The 20336-nt window shown below is 34.0% G+C and carries 16 protein-coding genes and 1 pseudogene; 7 read left to right on the forward strand and 10 right to left on the reverse strand.

All coding sequences use genetic code 11. The features are described from left to right. Nucleotides 1-237: 237 nt before the first annotated feature. Complete coding sequence (locus J2W48_RS00470) at nucleotides 238-681, reverse strand: nucleoside deaminase (protein ID WP_310276424.1); 444 nt, start codon at nucleotides 679-681, stop codon at nucleotides 238-240. A gap of 61 nt (nucleotides 682-742) precedes the next feature. On the opposite strand from J2W48_RS00470, the gene J2W48_RS00475 reads away from it, so the two are divergent. The 4 genes from J2W48_RS00475 to J2W48_RS00490 all read left to right on the forward strand — a co-directional run bounded on the left by J2W48_RS00475 (nucleotide 743) and on the right by J2W48_RS00490 (nucleotide 5221). Beyond that, the gene (locus J2W48_RS00475; RefSeq protein ID WP_310276427.1) at nucleotides 743-1585 is read left to right on the forward strand and encodes an energy transducer TonB; all 843 of its coding nucleotides are present in this window, start codon (nucleotides 743-745) and stop codon (nucleotides 1583-1585) included. A 51-nt stretch (nucleotides 1586-1636) separates the two neighbouring features. After that, on the forward strand, nucleotides 1637-2323 hold the full coding sequence (locus tag J2W48_RS00480; RefSeq protein WP_310276429.1) for a hypothetical protein: 687 nt from the start codon (nucleotides 1637-1639) through the stop codon (nucleotides 2321-2323). A 67-nt stretch (nucleotides 2324-2390) separates the two neighbouring features. Further along, nucleotides 2391-4178: a 1-deoxy-D-xylulose-5-phosphate synthase gene (locus J2W48_RS00485; RefSeq protein WP_310276431.1), complete on the forward strand. Its 1788-nt coding sequence runs from the start codon at nucleotides 2391-2393 to the stop codon at nucleotides 4176-4178. 38 nt (nucleotides 4179-4216) lie between these two features. Then, nucleotides 4217-5221, forward strand: coding sequence for a DUF3078 domain-containing protein (locus J2W48_RS00490; protein ID WP_310276434.1), 1005 nt, complete (start codon nucleotides 4217-4219; stop codon nucleotides 5219-5221). Here J2W48_RS00490 and dgt read toward each other — a convergent pair whose 3' ends face one another. Then, a complete protein-coding gene (gene dgt / locus J2W48_RS00495; RefSeq protein ID WP_310276438.1) occupies nucleotides 5222-6568 on the reverse strand; it encodes a dGTP triphosphohydrolase in 1347 nt (448 codons plus the stop codon). It lies immediately after the preceding gene. Nucleotides 6569-6783: 215 nt separating this feature from the next. Beyond that, nucleotides 6784-7245 (reverse strand): Lrp/AsnC family transcriptional regulator, encoded by a 462-nt coding sequence (locus J2W48_RS00500; protein ID WP_310276440.1) that lies wholly within the window; start codon nucleotides 7243-7245, stop codon nucleotides 6784-6786. 157 nt (nucleotides 7246-7402) lie between these two features. Between J2W48_RS00500 and metE the strand changes: the two genes are divergently transcribed. Beyond that, entirely contained in the window at nucleotides 7403-9727 is a 2325-nt protein-coding gene (gene metE, locus J2W48_RS00505; protein WP_310276443.1) for a 5-methyltetrahydropteroyltriglutamate--homocysteine S-methyltransferase, read from the forward strand. A 177-nt stretch (nucleotides 9728-9904) separates the two neighbouring features. Here metE and J2W48_RS00510 read toward each other — a convergent pair whose 3' ends face one another. Beyond that, nucleotides 9905-10498 carry an outer membrane beta-barrel protein gene (locus tag J2W48_RS00510; protein WP_310276446.1) on the reverse strand — a complete coding sequence of 198 codons (594 nt, stop codon included), beginning with the start codon at nucleotides 10496-10498 and terminating at the stop codon, nucleotides 9905-9907. Nucleotides 10499-10643: 145 nt separating this feature from the next. On the opposite strand from J2W48_RS00510, the gene gldA reads away from it, so the two are divergent. Next, entirely contained in the window at nucleotides 10644-11540 is an 897-nt protein-coding gene (gldA, locus tag J2W48_RS00515) for a gliding motility-associated ABC transporter ATP-binding subunit GldA (protein ID WP_310276449.1), read from the forward strand. A 226-nt stretch (nucleotides 11541-11766) separates the two neighbouring features. Here the strand turns inward: gldA and J2W48_RS00520 are convergent, their stop codons facing one another. After that, nucleotides 11767-14100 (reverse strand): T9SS type A sorting domain-containing protein, encoded by a 2334-nt coding sequence (locus J2W48_RS00520; protein WP_310276452.1) that lies wholly within the window; start codon nucleotides 14098-14100, stop codon nucleotides 11767-11769. A 298-nt stretch (nucleotides 14101-14398) separates the two neighbouring features. After that, nucleotides 14399-15478, reverse strand: coding sequence for a helix-turn-helix domain-containing protein (locus J2W48_RS00525; protein ID WP_310276455.1), 1080 nt, complete (start codon nucleotides 15476-15478; stop codon nucleotides 14399-14401). Nucleotides 15479-15839: 361 nt separating this feature from the next. Here J2W48_RS00525 and J2W48_RS23025 point away from each other — a divergent pair. Next, a pseudogene (locus J2W48_RS23025) lies at nucleotides 15840-15940 on the forward strand (gliding motility-associated ABC transporter ATP-binding subunit GldA); the annotation flags it as partial. A gap of 9 nt (nucleotides 15941-15949) precedes the next feature. On the opposite strand, the gene J2W48_RS00530 reads toward J2W48_RS23025, so the two are convergent. The 4 genes from J2W48_RS00530 to J2W48_RS00545 all read right to left on the reverse strand — a co-directional run bounded on the left by J2W48_RS00530 (nucleotide 15950) and on the right by J2W48_RS00545 (nucleotide 20292). After that, nucleotides 15950-16717 carry a hypothetical protein gene (locus J2W48_RS00530; RefSeq protein ID WP_310276457.1) on the reverse strand — a complete coding sequence of 256 codons (768 nt, stop codon included), beginning with the start codon at nucleotides 16715-16717 and terminating at the stop codon, nucleotides 15950-15952. Nucleotides 16718-16812: 95 nt separating this feature from the next. Next, nucleotides 16813-17928 (reverse strand): helix-turn-helix domain-containing protein, encoded by a 1116-nt coding sequence (locus J2W48_RS00535; protein WP_310276461.1) that lies wholly within the window; start codon nucleotides 17926-17928, stop codon nucleotides 16813-16815. A gap of 18 nt (nucleotides 17929-17946) precedes the next feature. Then, nucleotides 17947-18759: an alpha/beta hydrolase gene (locus J2W48_RS00540; RefSeq protein WP_310276464.1), complete on the reverse strand. Its 813-nt coding sequence runs from the start codon at nucleotides 18757-18759 to the stop codon at nucleotides 17947-17949. Nucleotides 18760-19047: 288 nt separating this feature from the next. Next, nucleotides 19048-20292, reverse strand: coding sequence for a DUF4374 domain-containing protein (locus tag J2W48_RS00545; protein WP_310276468.1), 1245 nt, complete (start codon nucleotides 20290-20292; stop codon nucleotides 19048-19050). Nucleotides 20293-20336: the final 44 nt, after the last annotated feature.

The raw sequence follows: 20336 nt of genomic DNA on the forward strand, positions 1-20336 counted from the left end.
ATTATATTGTCGTAAAAGTATAGTATTTTTTTAAATGTTTTAAGAGGAAAATTCTCTATGGCCGTTATTTAACTTTAACCAAAAATTTCTAACGATTAACTCCTTAGAATATATTCAGCTTTAAAATTATATTTATTAGAAGCCATTCCAGCTGTCCGCTATATCTTTTCATCCGCAAAAAAAGCGAATAAAAAGGATGCCACTTTCACCTGGGCTAAGGCTGTAATTTTCAAAAGATTATTTACGTCTTTCTATAAAAAACCGTTTCATCAAATCAGCAGCTTCATCGGCCATAACTCCAGAAACCACAGTAGTTTTGGGATGCAGTTTTGTTCCCATAACCATAAATCCGCGTTGCTCATCACATGCACCAAAAACAATTTTAGAAATCTGGCTCCAATACAAAGCGCCCGCACACATCTGGCAAGGTTCTAGCGTAACGTACAAAGTACAATCTTTAAGGTATTTTCCTCCAAGAAAATTCGCCGCTGCAGTTATCGTCTGCATTTCGGCATGAGCGGTAACATCATTTAGTAATTCCGTCAAATTATGACTTCTTGCAATAACTTTATTTGCCACAACAATAACGGCACCAACAGGGATTTCGCCTTTATCAAATGCCATTTCAGCTTCCTGCAAAGCTTTTTTCATGAAGTATTCGTCGGTGAAAGGATTTATCATAGTTGCAAAAATACTGTTTTCGTATTTATTTTTTATTACATTTAATTTTTGAAATTCAAATATGGAAAGAAAATATAAGATAACGATTCCAAAACCTTGTCATGAGAACTGGGACAAAATGGCTCCTAAAGAAAATGGCCGTTTTTGCTTAAGCTGTTCTAAAACCGTTATTGATTTTACTACCATGTTACCTGAAGAAATACAGCATTTTTTTATACAAAATCAAAACGAAAGTGTCTGCGGAAGATTTAAAAACGAACAATTAAAAAGTTTAATTATTCAAATTCCAAGTCGGATTTTATTTAATCACACTCATTATCATAAAATGTTTTTGCTGGCATTTTTTATTACTATGGGAACGACTTTGTTTAGTTGTGCTGATAAAGATGGAAATAAAGAAAAAATTGATAAAATAGAAATTGTTGAAGATAGTTTAATCACAAAAAATGATTGCAAGCAAAATCCGGCAAATCCACCAAAAAAAATCATTCAAAAAGATCCTGAAATTGCCTACCCAATAATGACAACCGGAGAGATAGTTTCTGTAGATATAATAGACAATCCAGATGACACACCCATTGACTATGATGCTCTTTTTAATACAGCCTATCTTGATATTTTACCAGTTCCTGAGGGGGGAATGGATAAATTCCATTCTTTTTTGGAGGCTAATTATATTGTCCCTGACAAGACAAAAAAATATACCGGGAAAGTATACACGTCTTTTGTGATAGAAAAAGATGGTACTTTGAGTACTTTCAAAGTCATCAGAGATGCTGGGCCTGGAACAGGAGAAGAAGCAATTAGAGTTTTAAAAATGGTTCCAAAATGGATTCCCGGAAAATTAAACAATCATGCTGTTCGGACAACATATATGTTACCAATTTCATTTAGCAATAAATAATGGTAAGAAAACATAAATAACAATGACAAAACCTTGATTTTCAATTTAAACATGCAGAAATATCACCCTAACATATCTTTACTTGCTTTATTTTTTATTACGGGAATAATTTTATTTAGCTGTAGCAACAAAGATGGCAACAAAAAACAAAATAACGAAATCGAAGTTGCTTCTTCAGAAAAGAATCAAAACAACAAGTCAAAACAGATTCCTCCACCTTTACCTCCATCAAAAGGAGATAACTCGGAACGTTCTGAAAAAACCATTGAAATTAATAGTGAAGAAGTTGCTACAAAAAGAACAACTTCTAACAAAAATAATTCCGATCATTCCTCAATAGCCTCTAATAAAGATCAGGCTAAATCCATAAAGCCAGAAGAAAGTTTCAGCAACAAGGAGAAAGTCACAAACAACAACACTTCAAAAAAAGAAGTCGCCTCCAAAGGAGAAATTCCCCTTAACAAAAATGCAGAATTACCTGGGGGTATCGATCAATTCTACACCTTTTTTGAAAACGAATATAAAAGACCGGAAAATACCTCAAAACTAAACATTAAAATATCTTTTGCAGTAGAAAAAAATGGCTCTGTATCTTATCTTGCGTCTGAACCGGCTGTTGACAAAACTGTAGAAACAGAAATCATCCGGGTTTTAAGCTTATCCCCAAAATGGCAGCCCGGAGAATCTAATGGAAAAAAAATAAAAATGCAATACTCCTTGCCAATAGTATTACAATAAAAAAAACCTTAAAAATAGTCAGTAATAAAATTAAATTTAAAACCGTAAATTTGCTTTTTACTTTATAATGAAAAGCAACTTACTTTCAAATATATTCAATCCCGCCGATTTACGCTTACTTTCTGAAGAACAGCTTCCTGAAGTTGCACAGGAATTACGTCAATTTATAATTGATGTTGTTTCTGTTAAAGAAGGACATTTAGGCGCTAGCTTAGGTGTAGTTGAATTGACAATTGCCCTGCATTATGTTTTTAATACACCCGAGGATTTATTAGTTTGGGATGTTGGGCATCAGGCTTACGGACATAAAATTTTGACAGAAAGAAGAGAAAACTTTCACACCAACAGACAAATGGAAGGCATTTCTGGTTTTCCAAAGAGGAGCGAAAGTGTTTACGATACTTTTGGTGTCGGACATTCTTCAACATCAATTTCTGCCGCATTAGGAATGGCGATTGCGTCTAAATTAAAGGGTGATTTTAACAAACAACATATTGCGGTTATTGGCGACGCTTCGATCGCAAGCGGAATGGCTTTTGAAGGGTTGAATCACGCAGGCGTTACAGATGCTAATATCCTGGTTATTCTAAACGACAATGCTATTGGAATTGATCCAAGCGTTGGTGCTTTAAAAAAATACCTGACTGCGGTTAAAAACGGAAAAAATCCGAAGCAGAATAACATGATAAAATCATTAAATTTTGATTATTCGGGTCCGATTAACGGTCATGACCTTCCCGCCTTAATCACAGAGTTAAATCGTTTAAAAAAAATAAAAGGACCAAAGTTTCTCCATATTGTAACTACCAAAGGAAAAGGCCTTCAGCAAGCCGAAGAAAATCAGGTAAAATATCATGCCCCTGGTAAATTTGATGCTTCGACTGGAGAAATTCATTTAAAATCTGAAGAAAATTTACCTCCTAAATATCAGGATGTATTTGGTTTAACCATTTTAGATTTAGCTAAAAAGAATAAAAAAATCATAGGAATCACGCCTGCCATGCCGTCAGGAAGTTCCTTGAAATTTATGATGGATGAAATTCCCGAACGCGCTTTTGACGTAGGAATTGCAGAACAGCATGCGGTCACACTTGCAGCCGGAATGGCGACACAAGGTATGATTGTGTATTGCAATATCTATTCAACATTTTTACAGCGGGCTTACGATCAGGTAATTCATGATGTTGCTTTGCAAAATTTGCCTGTTATTTTTTGTTTAGACAGAGCCGGTCTGGTAGGCGAAGACGGTGCAACGCATCATGGCGTTTTTGACATAGCTTATTTACGGGCAATTCCGAATATAATTATCTGCGCTCCTGTCAATGAAGTTGCCCTTCAAAACATTTTATATACAGCTCAGTTAGGCCTAAATCATCCTATAGCAATTCGATATCCGCGTGGCCGGGGCGTTTTGCCAAATTGGGGAATAGAAAATTTCGGACATTATGAAGAAACTAAAATTGGAAAGGCAAATTGCTTAAAAACCGGAAGTCATACAGCCGTTTTATCTACAGGAACCATCGGCAATAATGTAATAGCTGCCTTACATGAATCAGGCAATCCTAAAGCTATAGCTCACTATGACTTTCCTTTTATTAAACCACTAGATACTAAATTATTGAATGAAATTTTTTCAAATTTTAATACTATATTCACGATTGAAGATGGTACAATAAATGGAGGTTTTGGAAGTGCCATTCTAGACTTTTCGGCTGCAAATAATTTTCAAAAAAAAATAAAAGTTTTAGGTATTCCTGACACCTTCATTGAACATGGCACAGTAATTGAGCAACAACATTTGTGCAAAATTGACGTTAAAAGTTTGATAAATCTTTTTTCTAATCGTTCAAAATAATTATTTTGCACAGCCAAAAAAATCAAAAGTTAAACCTAATGAAATTATTGCGCCCAACCTTTTTATTGTTTCTTTTTTTATTTTCTACAAACAATTTTGCTCAGAGGATTATCCGAACTACATTAGATCCTGGACAGCTGCCCCCACCACCATCTAATTGGAACAAAAAAAATAAACTTGGTTTTGATATTTCAGAAATTGCTTTCGTAAACTGGAGTGCCGGGGGAACAAGTTCGATTTCAGGACTCTTCAAAGGTGAATTTACAAGAACATACGCCAAAGACAATCACAAATGGGCTAATGAGCTTATTGTAAGATATGGAATGAACAAGCAGGACGGAATTGAATTGCGTAAAACCGATGATGCGATGTTGTTCAACTCTACTTATGGTTTCAGAAGAGATACAACTTCAAATTGGTTTTATTCAGCTAAATTTAATTTCAATACCCAGTTTACAAATGGATATTCTTATCCAAACAAGGATGTCGCAATTTCTAAACCATTTGCACCGGCTTATATTTTCCTTGGAGCAGGAGCGGAAAATTCTAATAAACAAAAGAACAGGACGATTTATTTCTCTCCAATTACATTAAAAACAACTTTGGTTTTGGATCAGTATCTTGCCGATCAGGGAGCATTTGGTGTTAAAAAAGCAATTTACATTACAGATCCAGCTAATCCGGACACTAAAATATTAGTTGAAGAAGGTGAAAAAGTAAAAGCCGAATTTGGTATTTTATTTACGGGTTATATGAAAACCGAAATCTTTAAAAATATCTTTTTTGAAAACCGACTTAACCTTTATACTGATTACCTCCACAAATTTGGCAACGTCGACATTGATTACGATACTCGTTTAGATCTTGTGGTGAATGCATATGTGAAAGCAAATATAGGAGTTCATCTTGTGTATGATGATGACATCAAATCTAAAAGAGATGGCATTAATCCTGTTACAGGAAATAAAATGCAGATTACTGAAGGCCCAAAAGTTCAGTTAAAACAGGTATTAGGCGTAGGTCTTGTATATGCTTTTCAATAATTAATTCTTTTTTCTACCATTGATAGTTTCAAATAATTCCAATGCATTTCCATCGGTTAAAAGAGAAACATAATGACAGATATGCAATAATCTTTCGTACAAATTAATTTTATCCAGATGATGCTTTTCCGGCAGCATTTTCAAAATCAATTTATCGTAGTTGGATGCGATTCCTTCATATTTATTATTGAATGCAGTAATGAATTTATCCAATAAGGTCTGGATTATTTCATATCCTACTATTTCTTTCTCAATTACTTCACGGCTTTGGTAGATTTTATCAACACTTAACTTTATGATATCGTCCATCTGAGCTTTGTATTTACTTTTATCAGTTAAAGCAAACGGGAATTTTCCTGCCAGGATAGCTTCCTCATTTTCTATAAAAACATCAACGGCATCATTAATTAAAGTTCCTATAGCCAAAGCACGCAAATAGCTAATCCGGTCTTCTTTGGTTTCTAACAATTTATATTTTGCAACACCAATATTATCTTTTACGAGTTTTATCAAATATTCTAAAGCAAAATCTTCAGAAACCAATCCAAGATTTATTCCGTCTTCAAAATCAATAATCGTATAGCAGATATCATCCGCGGCTTCAACCAAATAAGCGAGTGGATGTCTTTCAAAACCAATATCCTCTCCGGATTTATTGGTAATCATACCCATATCCTTGGCTACTTCCTCAAAAAATAATTTATCTGTCTGAAAGAAGCCGTATTTTTTATCGGCAATATTTGAAGTTGGTTTTTTAGGCAAACTTTCTTTAGGATATTTCATAAAAGCACCCAAAGTAGCGTATGAAATTCTAAGTCCGCCCTCAATTCCCGGACGACTTGCTGTCAATACTGAAAAGCCGTTGGCATTTCCTTCAAAATCAATTAAATCCTGCCATTGTTTAGCAGTCAGTTTATCTTTATATTTTAATCCTTTTCCGATTGAAAAATATTCTCCAATCGCTTTTTCACCCGAATGTCCAAAAGGCGGATTCCCTATATCATGCGCCAATGAAGCTGCAGCTACAATCGCACCAAAATCGTTCATATGATAACCGTGAACTTCTTTTAGATAAGGATATTTTTCGATGATTTTTTTTCCAACCAAACGTCCCAGTGAACGTCCCACAACAGAAACTTCTAAACTATGCGTTAATCTGGTATGCACGAAATCTGTTTTAGAAAGCGGAATAACCTGTGTTTTATCCTGCAACGAGCGAAAGGCAGCCGAAAATATGATTCGGTCATAATCTACCTCGAATCCTAACCGGGTATCGTCTTGTTCTACACGTAATCTTTTGCTAGTATCGCCTTGGCGTTTTAGTGATAAAAGTTGTTCCCAGTTCATTCTTTAATTTAGATTTTCAGATTGTTGATTTTAGATTTAGGATCTAAAGGTCAAAAATACATTTTATTTTAGGATAATATTGGATAAAAATAGGCTACAAATTAATTTGATTTGAAAGATTAATATTTTGTTTGCCACTAATTTCACGAATTAATTTAAGCACAATAATTTGTGTTAATTCGTGAAATTAGTGGCAAAATATTATTTATAATTCACTAAAATTCTAGTGCAGTACTGTGTTTGATTTCTCCCATCACAAAAATACTATTGGTATTACCAATATTTTCGATGGTTGACAATTTATTCATTACAAAATCCTGATAGCTGGTCATATCCTTAACTAAAATTTTCAGCATAAAATCATAATCGCCGGCGATATTATAGCATTCTATAATTTCAGGAAGCGCTACAATATCTTTAACAAAATTACTGCCCACATTTTTCGCATGTTCTTTTAATCGAACATTACAAAAAACCGTCATTCCGCGATTCATTTTTTGCTTATCCAGCAAAGCCACATATTTTGTGATATAACCGTCTCTTTCTAATCTTTTTATTCGCTCATAAACAGGTGTTACGGTCAGGAATAATTTACTAGCGAGGTCTTTTGTGTTGATATTTGAGTTTTCCTGAAGATGTTTTAGGATCAATAAATCAGTTTTATCTAAATTTTCCATAGTTTTTTTTACTGCTGAAGATTGTTTTAAAAGCATTACACAGTAATATAATCTTCAAAAAACAACTTTAAAAAGACTATTTACTTAAATAACAACCAAATATAAGTATTAAATACCAATACAATAAATTTGTACAGTAAAAAATACTGAAACAAAAATGAAAACAAATAATTTAGGTTACCCAAGGATTGGCAGCAATAGGGAATTAAAAAAAGCCTCTGAATTGTACTGGGCTGGAAAAATTTCTGTGGATGAGCTTATCGATGCCGGAAAACAAATCCGTATTGCAAACTGGAAATTACAGTCCGAAGCCAGAGTAGATTTGATTCCGTCTAACGATTTTTCCTTTTATGACCAAGTACTTGATTTGACACTGACTGTTGGAGTAATCCCGGAGCGTTATCATGAATTTGCAAAAAGTAATTCGTCTATCGATTTGTATTTTGCAATGGCGAGAGGCGCGCAAAAAAACGGACAGGATGTTGTCGCGATGGAAATGACAAAATGGTTCGATACCAACTATCACTACATTGTTCCTGAGTTCACAAAAAACCAAAAATTCGAATTGTTTTCAGAAAAAATAATCAATGAATTTAAAGAAGCCAAAGATTTAGGAATTGCAACGAAACCTGTTTTAATTGGGCCTGTTTCATATTTGCTTTTAGGAAAAGAAAAAGAAGAAGGTTTTCACCGAATTGATTTGATCGACAAATTACTTCCTGTTTATTTCGAAATTTTCGAAAAATTACAAAATGAGAAAGTAGAATACATTCAATTAGATGAACCTTTTTTAGCTCTGAATTTAACGGATAAAGAAAGAAATACTTTCACGAAGGTGTACAATGAAATCAACAAACGTTTTCCGAATATCAAAATCATCTTAGCAAATTATTTTGACTGTTTTGGAGAAAATCTTGCAACAGCATTAGCATTACCGGTTGATACTTTTCATTTAGATTTAGTTCGTTGCCCGTCTCAATTAGATGACATTTTAGAATCCGGACAATTAAATCCAAACGTAAATCTATCTTTGGGCGTTGTTGACGGAAGAAATATCTGGAAAAATGATTTCAAAAATTCCCTGAACCTAATCCAAAAAGCGACTGATGCTTTAGGAGAAACCAGAGTTTTGGTAGCGCCATCCTGTTCTTTAATTCACAGTCCGTGTGATCTGGATTTAGAAACGAATGATGCGACATTGACTCCTGAAATTAAACAATGGTTAGCATTCGCTAAACAAAAAATTGAAGAAATTGTATTGTTGAAACAATTTGCTTCGAACGAAATTGACACTAAAAATTCGATTGCATTTGAGCAAAATACAATTGCGAATGAAAACCGTAAGACTTCAAAATTAATTCATAATAATGAAGTAAAAACGCGTGTTGCACGAATTACTTCTTCTGATGATAAACGTAAAAGCAATTTTGCAACAAGAAGAAAAAGCCAGATTGATGCTTTAAATCTTCCTTTGTTTCCTACCACAACTATTGGGTCTTTCCCTCAAACAGCTGAAGTGAGAAGCTGGAGAGCGAAATTCAAAAAAGGTGAATTAACGGCTGAGCAATACAATGATTTAATCGAAAAAGAAACAGAAGCCACAATTCGTTTTCAGGAAGAAACGGGTATTGATGTTCTGGTTCACGGAGAATTTGAACGTAACGATATGGTAGAATATTTTGGAGAACAATTGTCCGGCTTTACCTTTACCAAAAACGGTTGGGTTCAAAGCTACGGAAGTCGTTGCGTAAAGCCTCCAGTGATTTATGGCGATGTTTCAAGACCAAACCCAATGACAGTAAAATGGTCGAAATATGCACAGTCTTTAACTGCAAAATGGGTAAAAGGAATGTTGACCGGACCGGTAACAATTTTGCAATGGTCGTTTGTCCGCAACGATCAGCCACGTTCTGAAACTTGTACGCAGATTGCTCTGGCGATTCGTGATGAAGTCGTGGATTTGGAGCAAGTCGGAATCAAAATCATTCAGATTGACGAACCTGCGATTCGTGAAGGTTTGCCTTTACGAAAGGAAGAATGGGCGAATTACTTGGATTGGGCTGTAAAAGCTTTCCGAATTTCTGCTTCCGGTGTAAAAGATGATACGCAAATTCACACGCATATGTGTTACAGCGAATTCAACGATATTATTCAGAATATTGCCGACATGGATGCTGATGTAATTACCATTGAATGTTCGCGTTCGCAAATGGAACTTTTAGATGCTTTTGCAGACTTTAAATATCCAAATGAAATTGGGCCCGGAGTTTACGATATCCATTCACCGCGTGTGCCTTCAAGCGCAGAAATGGTTCGTCTGCTTGAAAAAGCTTCTTCCGTTATTCCGGTAGATCAAATATGGGTAAATCCTGATTGTGGTTTGAAAACCCGCCACTGGGACGAAACCAAAAAAGCACTGATCGAAATGGTTGCTGCTGCTCAGGAGATGAGAATTACTGTAGAAAATGCCGTGAGTTTATAATTTTTGTTTAAATATTTTTGTTTTTTAATGCCAACTGGTGAAGTCGAAAATCTTGTAGTTATGATTTCGTTTCGACTTCACTTAAGTTGGTATTTTTATTTAACAACAGCCTTTTTTAAATACAAAAAAGCATCCGCTGCGGCGGATGCCTTTTCAAAATTGAAATATATTTTCAGATTAGAAATTTTTTGAAATCCCTACAGAAAACGCTTGTCCAAAAGAGAAGTTGAAGTTTTTAACGTTATCTCCGTTTCCGTTATTTCCATCAAAATTCAAAGTATTGTATCCAATACCTCCAATGTTAAAGTTTAATCCAAAGCCTTTGTTTACATTGATGAAGATTGCCGGCGTAACTCCAATATAGAATCCGTCTCCTTCATTAGTTGTAGAAAAATTTCCGGCAGAATTAGTGAATTTTTGATTTTGATAACCCACTCCTAAATCAGCATAAGCAGAAAAAGTTTGGTTTAATGGCTTAGAATAACGTAAAAACCCTCCCAGAGAAAAATTATTTACTTTACTCTCTGTATTATTTCTAAATTCTCTTTTTTCAGTACCTGCGCCTAATTCAATACCTGCAGTCCAATTTTCGTGAAATTGGTAACCAACTTTAGGCACAAAAGTAAAAGTATTGTATTTTTCTTCTGAACCAGAGTTTGAAACATTTTCAGATTCATAGTTAATACTTCCCATTACCAAAATAGATCCTTTTTTTTGAGCATTTGCAAAGCTAACTACAGCCAATGCAAGAACAACTAACATTTTTTTCATGTGTGATATTTAAAAATTTTAATAGCGTTTTAACAATAACGATGCCGTACATTAAAAAAAATTTAATTTTTTTATAGCTTCTTTGAAAGACAAATTTTAGCAATCAACAGTATTTCTGTTTACTTTTGTAGCAAATAAAAAGTCTATGTCGATAGAAGTAAACAGCATATCAAAAAGTTACGGAGAGCAAAAAGCTTTAGATGAAATTTCGTTCTCTATTCAAAAAGGAGAAATCGTTGGATTCCTTGGTCCAAATGGAGCCGGAAAATCTACTTTAATGAAAATTTTGACCACTTATTTACTTGCCGATAGTGGCTCAGCCCTTGTAAATGGCCATGATGTCATGACAAGCACAAAAGCAGTACAACTTTCTATAGGTTATTTACCAGAGCATAATCCATTGTATTTGGATTTGTATATCCGTGAGTATTTGGCTTTTAATGCCGATGTTTATAAGGTCGAAAAATCAAGAATTGAAGAAGTCATTCAACTGACAGGACTGACACCAGAAAGCCATAAAAAAATCAACCAATTATCAAAAGGATATCGCCAGCGTGTTGGGCTTGCCAATGCTTTATTGCACAATCCTGATGTTTTGATCCTGGATGAACCTACTACCGGACTGGATCCGAATCAGTTAATGGAAATTCGAAGTGTAATCAAAAATGTGGGCAAAGATAAAACTGTTTTTTTATCGACTCATATCATGCAGGAAGTAGAAGCAATTTGTGACCGTGTAATCATTATTGACAAAGGAAAAATTGTAGCCGATAAAAAACTGGACAATTTGATTTCTGCAGATAAAGAACAAGTAATCGAGGTTGAATTTGATTATAAAATTGAAGAACAGCTAATTGCTGCAATTCCACATTTAAAATCATACATAAACATTCATGATTGCTTATGGGAATTAACTTTTTTATCTGACAAAGACATGCGCCCGGCTGTTTTTGATTTTGCACACGATAATGGTTTGAAAACGTTGCAGCTTAATCAGAAAAACAAAAACCTCGAAGCGGTGTTTAGAGAGATTACTAAATAGGCAACAGTTGCAGGTTTTAGTTATCAGTCCCAATTTAAAATAAAAACAAGCTCGTTTAAAAAAATTTAAACGAGCTTGTTTTTTTGTAGCAAATCATCCTAATGAATAATTTTTAATTTATTAAAATCCAAAAAAAGGAGAGAAAATATTGTAATGACAGCAACAAAAAAAGGCTGTCCAAAATTACTTTCGGAAAGCCTCTATAATTAATATCTAGTTATAAAACTTATTTCTTCACTATTTTGACAGTCTGTGATTGATTGTTTTCAGTAGTTATTTTCATTAAATACATGCCGCTTGCATTGTTACCTAAATTTAATAAAGTTGACCCTGAATCAATTTTTTTGCTATAAATAGTTTCTCCTGATAAATTGTAAACTTCCAATTTTGCATTCGAGTCTACATTGATTGAAATCACATCGTTAAATGGATTAGGATATACTCTTAGGTTTGAGTTAAAGTCAATTTTTTTGCTTCCTAATGTAGTAATATCAAAACAAGTACTTCTTTGAGTACAGCCATTTTTAGTAACCTCTACGGAGTATGATCCTGCAGTTGTAGCTGTAAAAGACTGATTTATTTCACCGGGTAAGTTTACATAAGTTCCACCATTACAAGTCATCCATTGGTATGTTGTTGCATTAACTTCGTCGGCAGTAAGCGTGTCTGAATTACGGGTAATCGTATTAACAGTAAATGAATTCACTGTAACTATTGCTGTTCCGGTTGATACATTTCCATTCATATCTGTTGCTGTTAGAACAACTTCATTATCTCCTACCTTGTCACAGGCAAAAGTATCAGGGCTAACCGTCATACTTGCTATACCACAATTATCTGAACTCCCATTATTGATTTGGGCTGCTGTTATTGAAACAGAACCTGTAGCCTCCAGTTGAACAGTAATATCCTGGGTTAAAACCTTTGGCAATACATTATCTTTTACCATTACTCTTGCATATCCCTCAGCTGTATTTCCAGCTGCATCGGTGACAGTTAACTTCACTTTATTTCCAAAACCAGTCTCATTATAAGCATTTCCATCAGATATTTTATACCCATCAATCGTACTTGAATTTCCAGAAATCCAAATAGTCTCCCCATCAAAAGCAGTGTTATAACATGGTTGAGCAGTCCCAACTGAGCTGATATAATCTCCAGTATTGGCATCAAATGAATGAATAGCAGTAATGTTGTAAGGAACAGTTGAAATACTTGCATGATCAGAACCGGCAATATAAATTATTCCATTCGCATATACCAATCCTCCATAAGTTTCAAAGTTACCCGCCAGCGTAATGTTTTTTACAAAAACACCAGTGGTTTTATCCAATACAACAATAGTATTTGTATAGTAACTCATTGCAAATACGTATAAATCACTCGTGGTTACAGCTGAAGCTGTTGATCCTAAATCGTATGTCCAAATAACTGTATTATCACCTATTCTGTTAATTGTATTATAGCCCCAGTTAGCAGTATAATAATCGGAGCTTGATTCATCCATCCACAACTGCATAATCTCCCCAACCGGAGCATCAAAACTACCAGTAGCATTATGAAAAGCATCATATTTATAGATTGTTGACCCTGCCCAATTCGGGTACCAAAATTCATTCGTATTGGGATTATATCCTGCACCATGACTATAGGTCTCTTGAGGAACTGAGGCTATATTTGTAAATGCAATAGCCTGTGAGTGAACAACAGTACCAATATCAGCACATGAAAAAGTTGTTTTATCCAAACTCATACTTACGATACCACAATTATCTGACGAACTGTTATCGATCATCTCCGGAGTCACAACTACTTGACCATCTGCTCCCAAATTAACCGTTACATTCTGAGTCTTAATTATGGGCTTGCTATCGTCCTTTACTTCAACAATTGTACTGGATGTTGCTCCATAAGAGTCCATAACTGTGTAATTGTAGGTTCCTGGACTAACAGTAAATACCCCGGTTCCGGTATATGGAGATTGCCCTCCTGAAGCAGTTACTGTAACGGTAGTTTCGCATGAAGATGCTGAAAAGTTTGCAACAACTGCATCAATAGTCACCATGGCAATTTTAATAGCACCGTAAGAGCCTCCGCCTGTTTCTGTCACTCTAAATTCGATTGTAGAATTGGCATCAAGAACACCTTCCCAAACATCAGAATGACTATCACAGCAACCTATATGCTCCCAAACTTTCACACCATCAACCAATAAATAAGCCTCATCATCATGACCTGGAATGTCAATCGCATAATATCCCGGAGTAAATCCCTGACGTTTTGCAGCAAATGCATGATAATCATAATCAACAGCGTCTCCTATATAACCAGAAGCCTCAGATGGACTATCATTTGAGTCCCATCTTGTCTGTGTATCAAATGACAAATTACCTTCAGTATAGAATCCCTTATAATTAAATAAAGGAAATGTAGGGTCATTGTCATTATAAACATATACATTCCATACATTATCCCCAAAAACAGAGGGATTACCATTTTGTGCGTTTATTGTATTAAAAAAGCAAAAGACAAGAGTAATAAAGAGTAGTTTTAATTTCATACTTTTTAGTTTAGATTTATAATCTGTAAAACTAAATAACTATAAAACAAACGAGTAGCCCATTACGACATATCTGAATTTGATGTACGTCGGTTTATTGTAGAAATAAGTTGAAATAATAATTTTATTTATTGAGTTATACGCTTAAGTAATTTTATATTTTATTAATAATCAATAATTTATGTTTTTAAGGATTATAATTAGGGCTAATCTCTAAAAAAGTTTTGCTTTTTAAATTCATATTTAAACACTAAGCATTTGATTACCAAATAATAACTAAGTGTATAACTCAATATATTTAATTAGAGCGCAGTACTTCGGACGGAAGAATCCCAAAGCGTTTTTTGAAAGCAGCCGTAAATTTACTGGCACTTTCATAACCTGTTGCCACTGCAATACTTTTTATTGGCAAATCTGAATTTTGTATCAACTGCACAGCCAATTGTATATTTTTTTCTTTATGATATTGCAGCATTGAAGAACCAAACACGGATTTAAAAATAGATTTTAATTTTGTGGGAGACATGTTTACATTAGAAGCTATGCTTTCTACACCAACAAAAGGAGATGTTAAATGATGCAGTATAATTTTTTCTGCCTTGGCTACATTTGAATAGTCTATATTGTTTAGAGGTTTGTATTTTTGGATACGGGAATTTTCTAATGTAGATTTAAAAAATCTCGTTATCATTTGATGAACTTCAATTTTTAAATTACTTATATTAAAAGAACCCTCCTTATTGTTGTTTTGCAAAATCCTCCAAATCTCTTTTGATATTTTATCTATATCCGGAACAACATCCAGCCAAGTCAAGAACCCGGTTTCGTGATTTAAAAAATTTTGAAGTTCAGCTCCTCTGTCCAGTATCTGTGATGAAAGATTCTTTTCTGCCCACTTTTTATTAAAAACCAAGTTACAAAATTTACCTGTCGTCCCTTTGTAAAAATAAGTAGAAACCACAGTTTCTGGCTTATAAAAAGTCCAACATTTGCTTAAAAGCGTGACTTTATCAGATAAAGTATTCCCTGTACGAAATTCATATTCAAAGACAGAAAAAGTAAGAAAGTAATAATCACTAACCTCTGCCTGATCGTATAATGCTTTTGCAATTACATTTTGTTTAATATCAATATTTGTTGCCAAAATCCACAAGCCTTCTTCTATCTCGCGATAATGCATTACCCCTTTACAAAATGGATTATTGGTGTGGATAACCTGTTCTACAGATTTGTGGAGTGTTACGGGTATTTTTATTATACTATTCACCATTTCTTGAGGAGAATTCGACAAATACGGAAGTTCGAAAAAACCATCACGGTAAAAAAAAAGATATTTTTGAATAACTTCAGCCCATTCTCTTTCTTGTTTTGATATCATAAACCGTAATTAATTTGTTGCTGTCTTTTATTAATTATGACTGATTTTAAAAGAAAAACTATCTGTAGCATACAACAAATTATTAATGAATATTCTATCTTAGAATGAGGTAAAACTACACAATATATTTGACAAAACTCACCCAAGTAATTGGTAATCATTCGGTCTTTTTTGATAGTTGTTTTTTATATAAAATTGGACTATTTGTTTACTATCCGATGATGGCTCAGCACTAGTTAACAGTAAGGATGTTACTGGTATTAAAAACCGCTCACCTATCTATTGGGTGTTTACCGGAATATAATCTGGATTTTATACGTTAGCTTACGGGAGCTAACGTTTTATCTGATAAAGACGTGCTCCGGCAGTTTTTGATTTTGCTCACGATAATGGATTGAAAACATTACAACTCAACCAAAAAATAAAAATCTCGAAGCGGTGTTTAGAGAGATTACTAAATAGTTTTCAGTCTCAGTTTACAACTAATGATTTTAAATACATGGTAAACAAAAATGACAATACAATCGCCGAAAGCCGAAGTATGTTTTTTAAAAAATTATCCCTGACCCTTAGTGAAGGTAAATTCGATTTTGTTTTTAGAAAAAACGCCATAAGCCTTTTATAATCTAATGCAATCAAAAACAGAACACCAATCGTCAATATTACGGATTGCGATAAGGCACCTGCATTCATTTGATAAAAAACATTAATCATTGTGAGGTTTAAAAGCAGGGCAAATAAAATTAGCGCCCCCATAAGCATCGTTTTCCTGAACAATAATAAATAGCCTCCCAGTATCTGAATCACTGCTATAATGATTCCAAAGATATGTGAATAACCAAAATAAAACCATGTCAGCCACTCGCCTGTTTGCTGGTTCATGGGCATATTTGAAATTTCTTCGGGAACTATAAATTGAAGCCCGTAAAACTTTTTCCACCCAAAAGCGGCAATATTAAAAGCTAATGAATACCGAATGCCACTATATAAAAAACCGTAGACTTTTCTGGAATTGATTTTTTGCTTTTTCTCCCGATAATACCAGATAAAAGGAAAAATAAGAGCGATTAAAAGAATCAGCAGGACTAAAGGAAAAACAAGGCCCGGAGGCAGCCAGGGAACATTTCCGCCGTTTCCAAGCATTAATAATAAAGCGGCAAATACGAGTCCAAACATTAACGAAGTAAGTAGCTTTTTTAAAAGTGAATCTGAAATTTTCGGATTTGATTGTTCTGACATAATTTTTTATTTGAAATTAATATTCCACAAATTTGGCTATTAATCAAATGTCAGATGTCCGAATGTACCCATCCGAACGTAGTTATTCTTCTTTTTTAGTTGGTAAACGTGTTTGATTTTACAAATTCTGTTGGAGACTGCCCTGTATACTTTTTAAAAGTGGTATTAAAAGTTGTTTTCGAATTAAAACCGGACTCAAAAGCAATTCCCAAAACGTTCAATTGAGTGTATTTATCAGACAGCAATAATCTTTTTGCTTCTTCAATACGGTATTTATTTATAAAATTATAGAAATTATCCTGATACAATTCGTTTATTACAAAAGAGGTTTCATTACAGCTTGCGTGAATCCTTTGTGCTAATTTTGGTAAGCTTAAATCATTCTCTAAATATATTTTTTCCACATTTATCAGGTTACTCAATTTTGCATTTACCTCGGTCATTCGATTTTCGGAAACCCTTTTTGGACTGTCTTTTTTATAAATCTGAATGGATGACAATTCATTTAATTCACTTTTACTGAAATCGAAAATTTCTTTTTGCTGCAAAGAAAAATAGGCCAGAAAAAAGACACTCAGCAGATATATGAAAGGTGTAAATTGGATTAAGTACTCTAAATTGAAAAATACGAGATTAAACCAAACCAATATTATCAACATTAAAATCAGTAAAAAATATTTTAGCCAGAGCAGATCCGTTTTTTCAGTTGAAGAGGAAACTTGGCGAAGATTGCTTAAGTGTTTTTGCAATTTTATAAATGATAATATCCAATAGAGTAACGCTTGAAGAGGCAAAACAATTTGTAAAATAAAAAACACTATTCGACCGGTTTCATAACTAAATTCAATGTTTTTTCCGGTAATAAAAAAAGGAAGCCTGAAAATTAAAAAAATTGTGAAAGGCAAAAAATGCCATAAAATTTTATTGTCAGATTTTTTATTTATGGATGTAAAATAGAGAATACTGATATAAAGCAACGGAGCTGTGAGGAATCGGAAAAGCCCTATCATTTCAAACAAATTCGGATGTTCTAAATGAAAGTTTTTATAGAACAAAGGTATTTCTATCATCGACAATCCCAATGTAATAATAAACAATCCCAAATATGTATTTGCTATAACATTTGCTTTTCGAAGATAGGAAAGCAATAAAAATCCCAGCAAAAATGCTGCTCCTGAAATAATGCTCATTGTGATTGGAGAGTCCATCATATCTATAATTATTTGAAATTATTTCACAAAATAATTATTGTCTTCAATCCAATCTGTCAATCGTTGTGACCAGGTTTTTAAGGAGTTTGTTTTCGCTCTTTTTCCCATATTAAATGCATGCCCGCCTTTTGAATACAAATGCATTTCTACCGGAACATCTGCTTTTCGATATCCGTTAAGCAGTTCAATTATGGGAGCCGAACAACAGGAATCATCATTTGCCGCTACTAAAAATGCGGGTGGCGCATCAGATTTGATTTCTTTTGGAATAAACAATGGTCCGGGATAAACTAATATTTGAAAATTGGGCTGTGCATCCAATTTATCAATTGCATCGGTAGTGTTTTTCAAAACATTATTGGTATGATAAGCTACTAATGCAACGACTTCTCCTCCTGCCGAAAATCCCATGGCACCAATTCTGTCCGCATCGATTTTAAATTCGGCAGCCTTGCTTCTTATTAATCGTATTGCTCTTTCGGCATCCTGCTTCACATGGGTTTCTAATTTGTATGGGGAATCTTTTGTTCTTGCCAGACGGTATTTTAAAACAAAAGCGGTTACTCCGATACTATTTAAAAATTCGGCAGCATCTCTTCCTTCTGAGTTAAAAACGAGATTTTCATGACCTCCGCCCGGACAAATAAGCACTGCCATTCCGTTCGGCTTTTCTGGGAAATAAGCCGTTATCGAGGGGTTATGAATATTTCTAACCCACCAGTCCTGCGCTTGTTCCGGTTCGTTTTTACGGTTTTCAAAACCTGGAGCTCCATTTTCCCAGAGTGAGATTTTTATTTCTTTTTGCTGTGAAAAAATTATAGTAGAAAACATTAAAACGCATATATAAATATATCTTTTTACCCTTATTATCATTACTGGATAATTTAAAAATTAACGTTAAATATATGACATTAATATTAATTGAGTTTGCAAAGATATTCATCTTCAAAGTCTAAAATTTAATTTTGATTTATTGCTGGGTTAAAGATCCTTTTAGTGTGAGTCAATATTATAAAAATTATATCTAACGAAAATAAAATCAATATTATTAAAAAAACCATATAATCAAAGCTTAAAGCAATGGCTATATGGTTCTCATATAACTCTAAAAAGTTAAAATTACTGTTTTGGCGCTAATTTAGTAATAGCCGAGATATCAGTTCCGCCTCCAGTTACTTTTGCCCCGGCTGTAGCAACTCCTGTGGCAAGATTAATTCTGTATATACGTACTTCGTCTAAAGTTTTAAAAGCTTTATAAGCATTTCCATCTTCAACATACAAACTTCCAACTCCAAAATAATAATCTCCTCCATGTTCTGGTAATCCTGTTACAGGTATAATTGTTTTTGTAGGAAGATCAATAATCGCTGATTTGAATTTATACAAGTCAAAAAGGAATCCCCACGATACCGTATCTTCTGCTGTTGGAAGATAAACAATATAGGCTTTTTCTCCTCCAATAGGATAAGCTGCAAGAACTTTTCCTCCAAGAGAACTTGATTCAACATCAAAGGAATAAGAAGAATCAAATTCTGTTGCTCCTTTATTAATACGAAGAATTGTTGATTTTTTTCCTTCAACAGCAGCATCAAATCCTGCAGCTACAGAGTTTGAAGAAAAAGTATAAACATTACCTGCATCTGTACGAATGATTCCTGTACCAGTATAATACATTCCAACTACTGTTGCTCGAGTATCTTCAATTCTTTTAACAAAGTTTAATGATGGATAATCATAAACTCTTATCCATGCTTTCTCTTGAGATGTACCACCAGCTACAAGCCAATCTTTTTTTCTACTAAAAACTGATACATAGGCTTTACCATTACTTACTGTTATTGCTGTTGGGAAATCAAAATACTCTCCTTCAGTTTTAAAATTATCAAATTTACGAGCAACAATAGCTTGTTTTGACGGATCATATACAATCAGTTCATTGTCCGTAGCGGTTCCATCCCATGAAGCTCCAACCATTATTAATTTATCATCGTCAGTAACTCCATGTGCGTAAGAAGATTCGATAAAAACACGGGGGCCTGCTACTAACTCACTCACACTATTCAAATAATAAGGGGCTGATCCTTCTGCATCAGTAGAAAGGGCAAACAATGTATTAGCGACAGGAACATAAGAGCCCGCTTGTTCTATTCCTTTTCCTGTCATATCAATTGTCCCTGACATCAACTGGTCTAATGAGTCAAAACTCCACATATAATTAGCATTCCAGGTATCAGTTAGATATCCAATAGCATATTTACTGCCTTTTATTGTTTCCTGATTGGAAGAATCGTCACTACTACATGAAATGATAGCAACAGACATTAGCATAAGGGCTAATAGATTTTTAATTTTAACTGTTTTCATAATTGTTTTAATTTTAATTAATTGTATCTGCATAGATTGCAGGT

The sequence above is a fragment of the Flavobacterium piscis genome (genome assembly GCF_031457575.1).
In the GTDB taxonomy this organism is placed as follows: Bacteria; Bacteroidota; Bacteroidia; order Flavobacteriales; family Flavobacteriaceae; genus Flavobacterium; species Flavobacterium piscis_A.

Bases quoted from the DNA above. Each gene is read 5' to 3' on its own strand.
- J2W48_RS00470 (WP_310276424.1), bottom strand. From the start codon at position 681: ATGATAAATCCTTTCACCGACGAATACTTCATGAAAAAAGCTTTGCAG.
- J2W48_RS00475 (WP_310276427.1), top strand. From the start codon at position 743: ATGGAAAGAAAATATAAGATAACGATTCCAAAACCTTGTCATGAGAAC.
- J2W48_RS00480 (WP_310276429.1), top strand. From the start codon at position 1,637: ATGCAGAAATATCACCCTAACATATCTTTACTTGCTTTATTTTTTATT.
- J2W48_RS00485 (WP_310276431.1), top strand. From the start codon at position 2,391: ATGAAAAGCAACTTACTTTCAAATATATTCAATCCCGCCGATTTACGC.
- J2W48_RS00490 (WP_310276434.1), top strand. From the start codon at position 4,217: ATGAAATTATTGCGCCCAACCTTTTTATTGTTTCTTTTTTTATTTTCT.
- dgt (WP_310276438.1), bottom strand. From the start codon at position 6,568: ATGAACTGGGAACAACTTTTATCACTAAAACGCCAAGGCGATACTAGC.
- J2W48_RS00500 (WP_310276440.1), bottom strand. From the start codon at position 7,245: ATGGAAAATTTAGATAAAACTGATTTATTGATCCTAAAACATCTTCAG.
- metE (WP_310276443.1), top strand. From the start codon at position 7,403: ATGAAAACAAATAATTTAGGTTACCCAAGGATTGGCAGCAATAGGGAA.
- J2W48_RS00510 (WP_310276446.1), bottom strand. From the start codon at position 10,498: ATGAAAAAAATGTTAGTTGTTCTTGCATTGGCTGTAGTTAGCTTTGCA.
- gldA (WP_310276449.1), top strand. From the start codon at position 10,644: ATGTCGATAGAAGTAAACAGCATATCAAAAAGTTACGGAGAGCAAAAA.
- J2W48_RS00520 (WP_310276452.1), bottom strand. From the start codon at position 14,100: ATGAAATTAAAACTACTCTTTATTACTCTTGTCTTTTGCTTTTTTAAT.
- J2W48_RS00525 (WP_310276455.1), bottom strand. From the start codon at position 15,478: ATGATATCAAAACAAGAAAGAGAATGGGCTGAAGTTATTCAAAAATAT.
- J2W48_RS00530 (WP_310276457.1), bottom strand. From the start codon at position 16,717: ATGTCAGAACAATCAAATCCGAAAATTTCAGATTCACTTTTAAAAAAG.
- J2W48_RS00535 (WP_310276461.1), bottom strand. From the start codon at position 17,928: ATGATGGACTCTCCAATCACAATGAGCATTATTTCAGGAGCAGCATTT.
- J2W48_RS00540 (WP_310276464.1), bottom strand. From the start codon at position 18,759: ATGTTTTCTACTATAATTTTTTCACAGCAAAAAGAAATAAAAATCTCA.
- J2W48_RS00545 (WP_310276468.1), bottom strand. From the start codon at position 20,292: ATGAAAACAGTTAAAATTAAAAATCTATTAGCCCTTATGCTAATGTCT.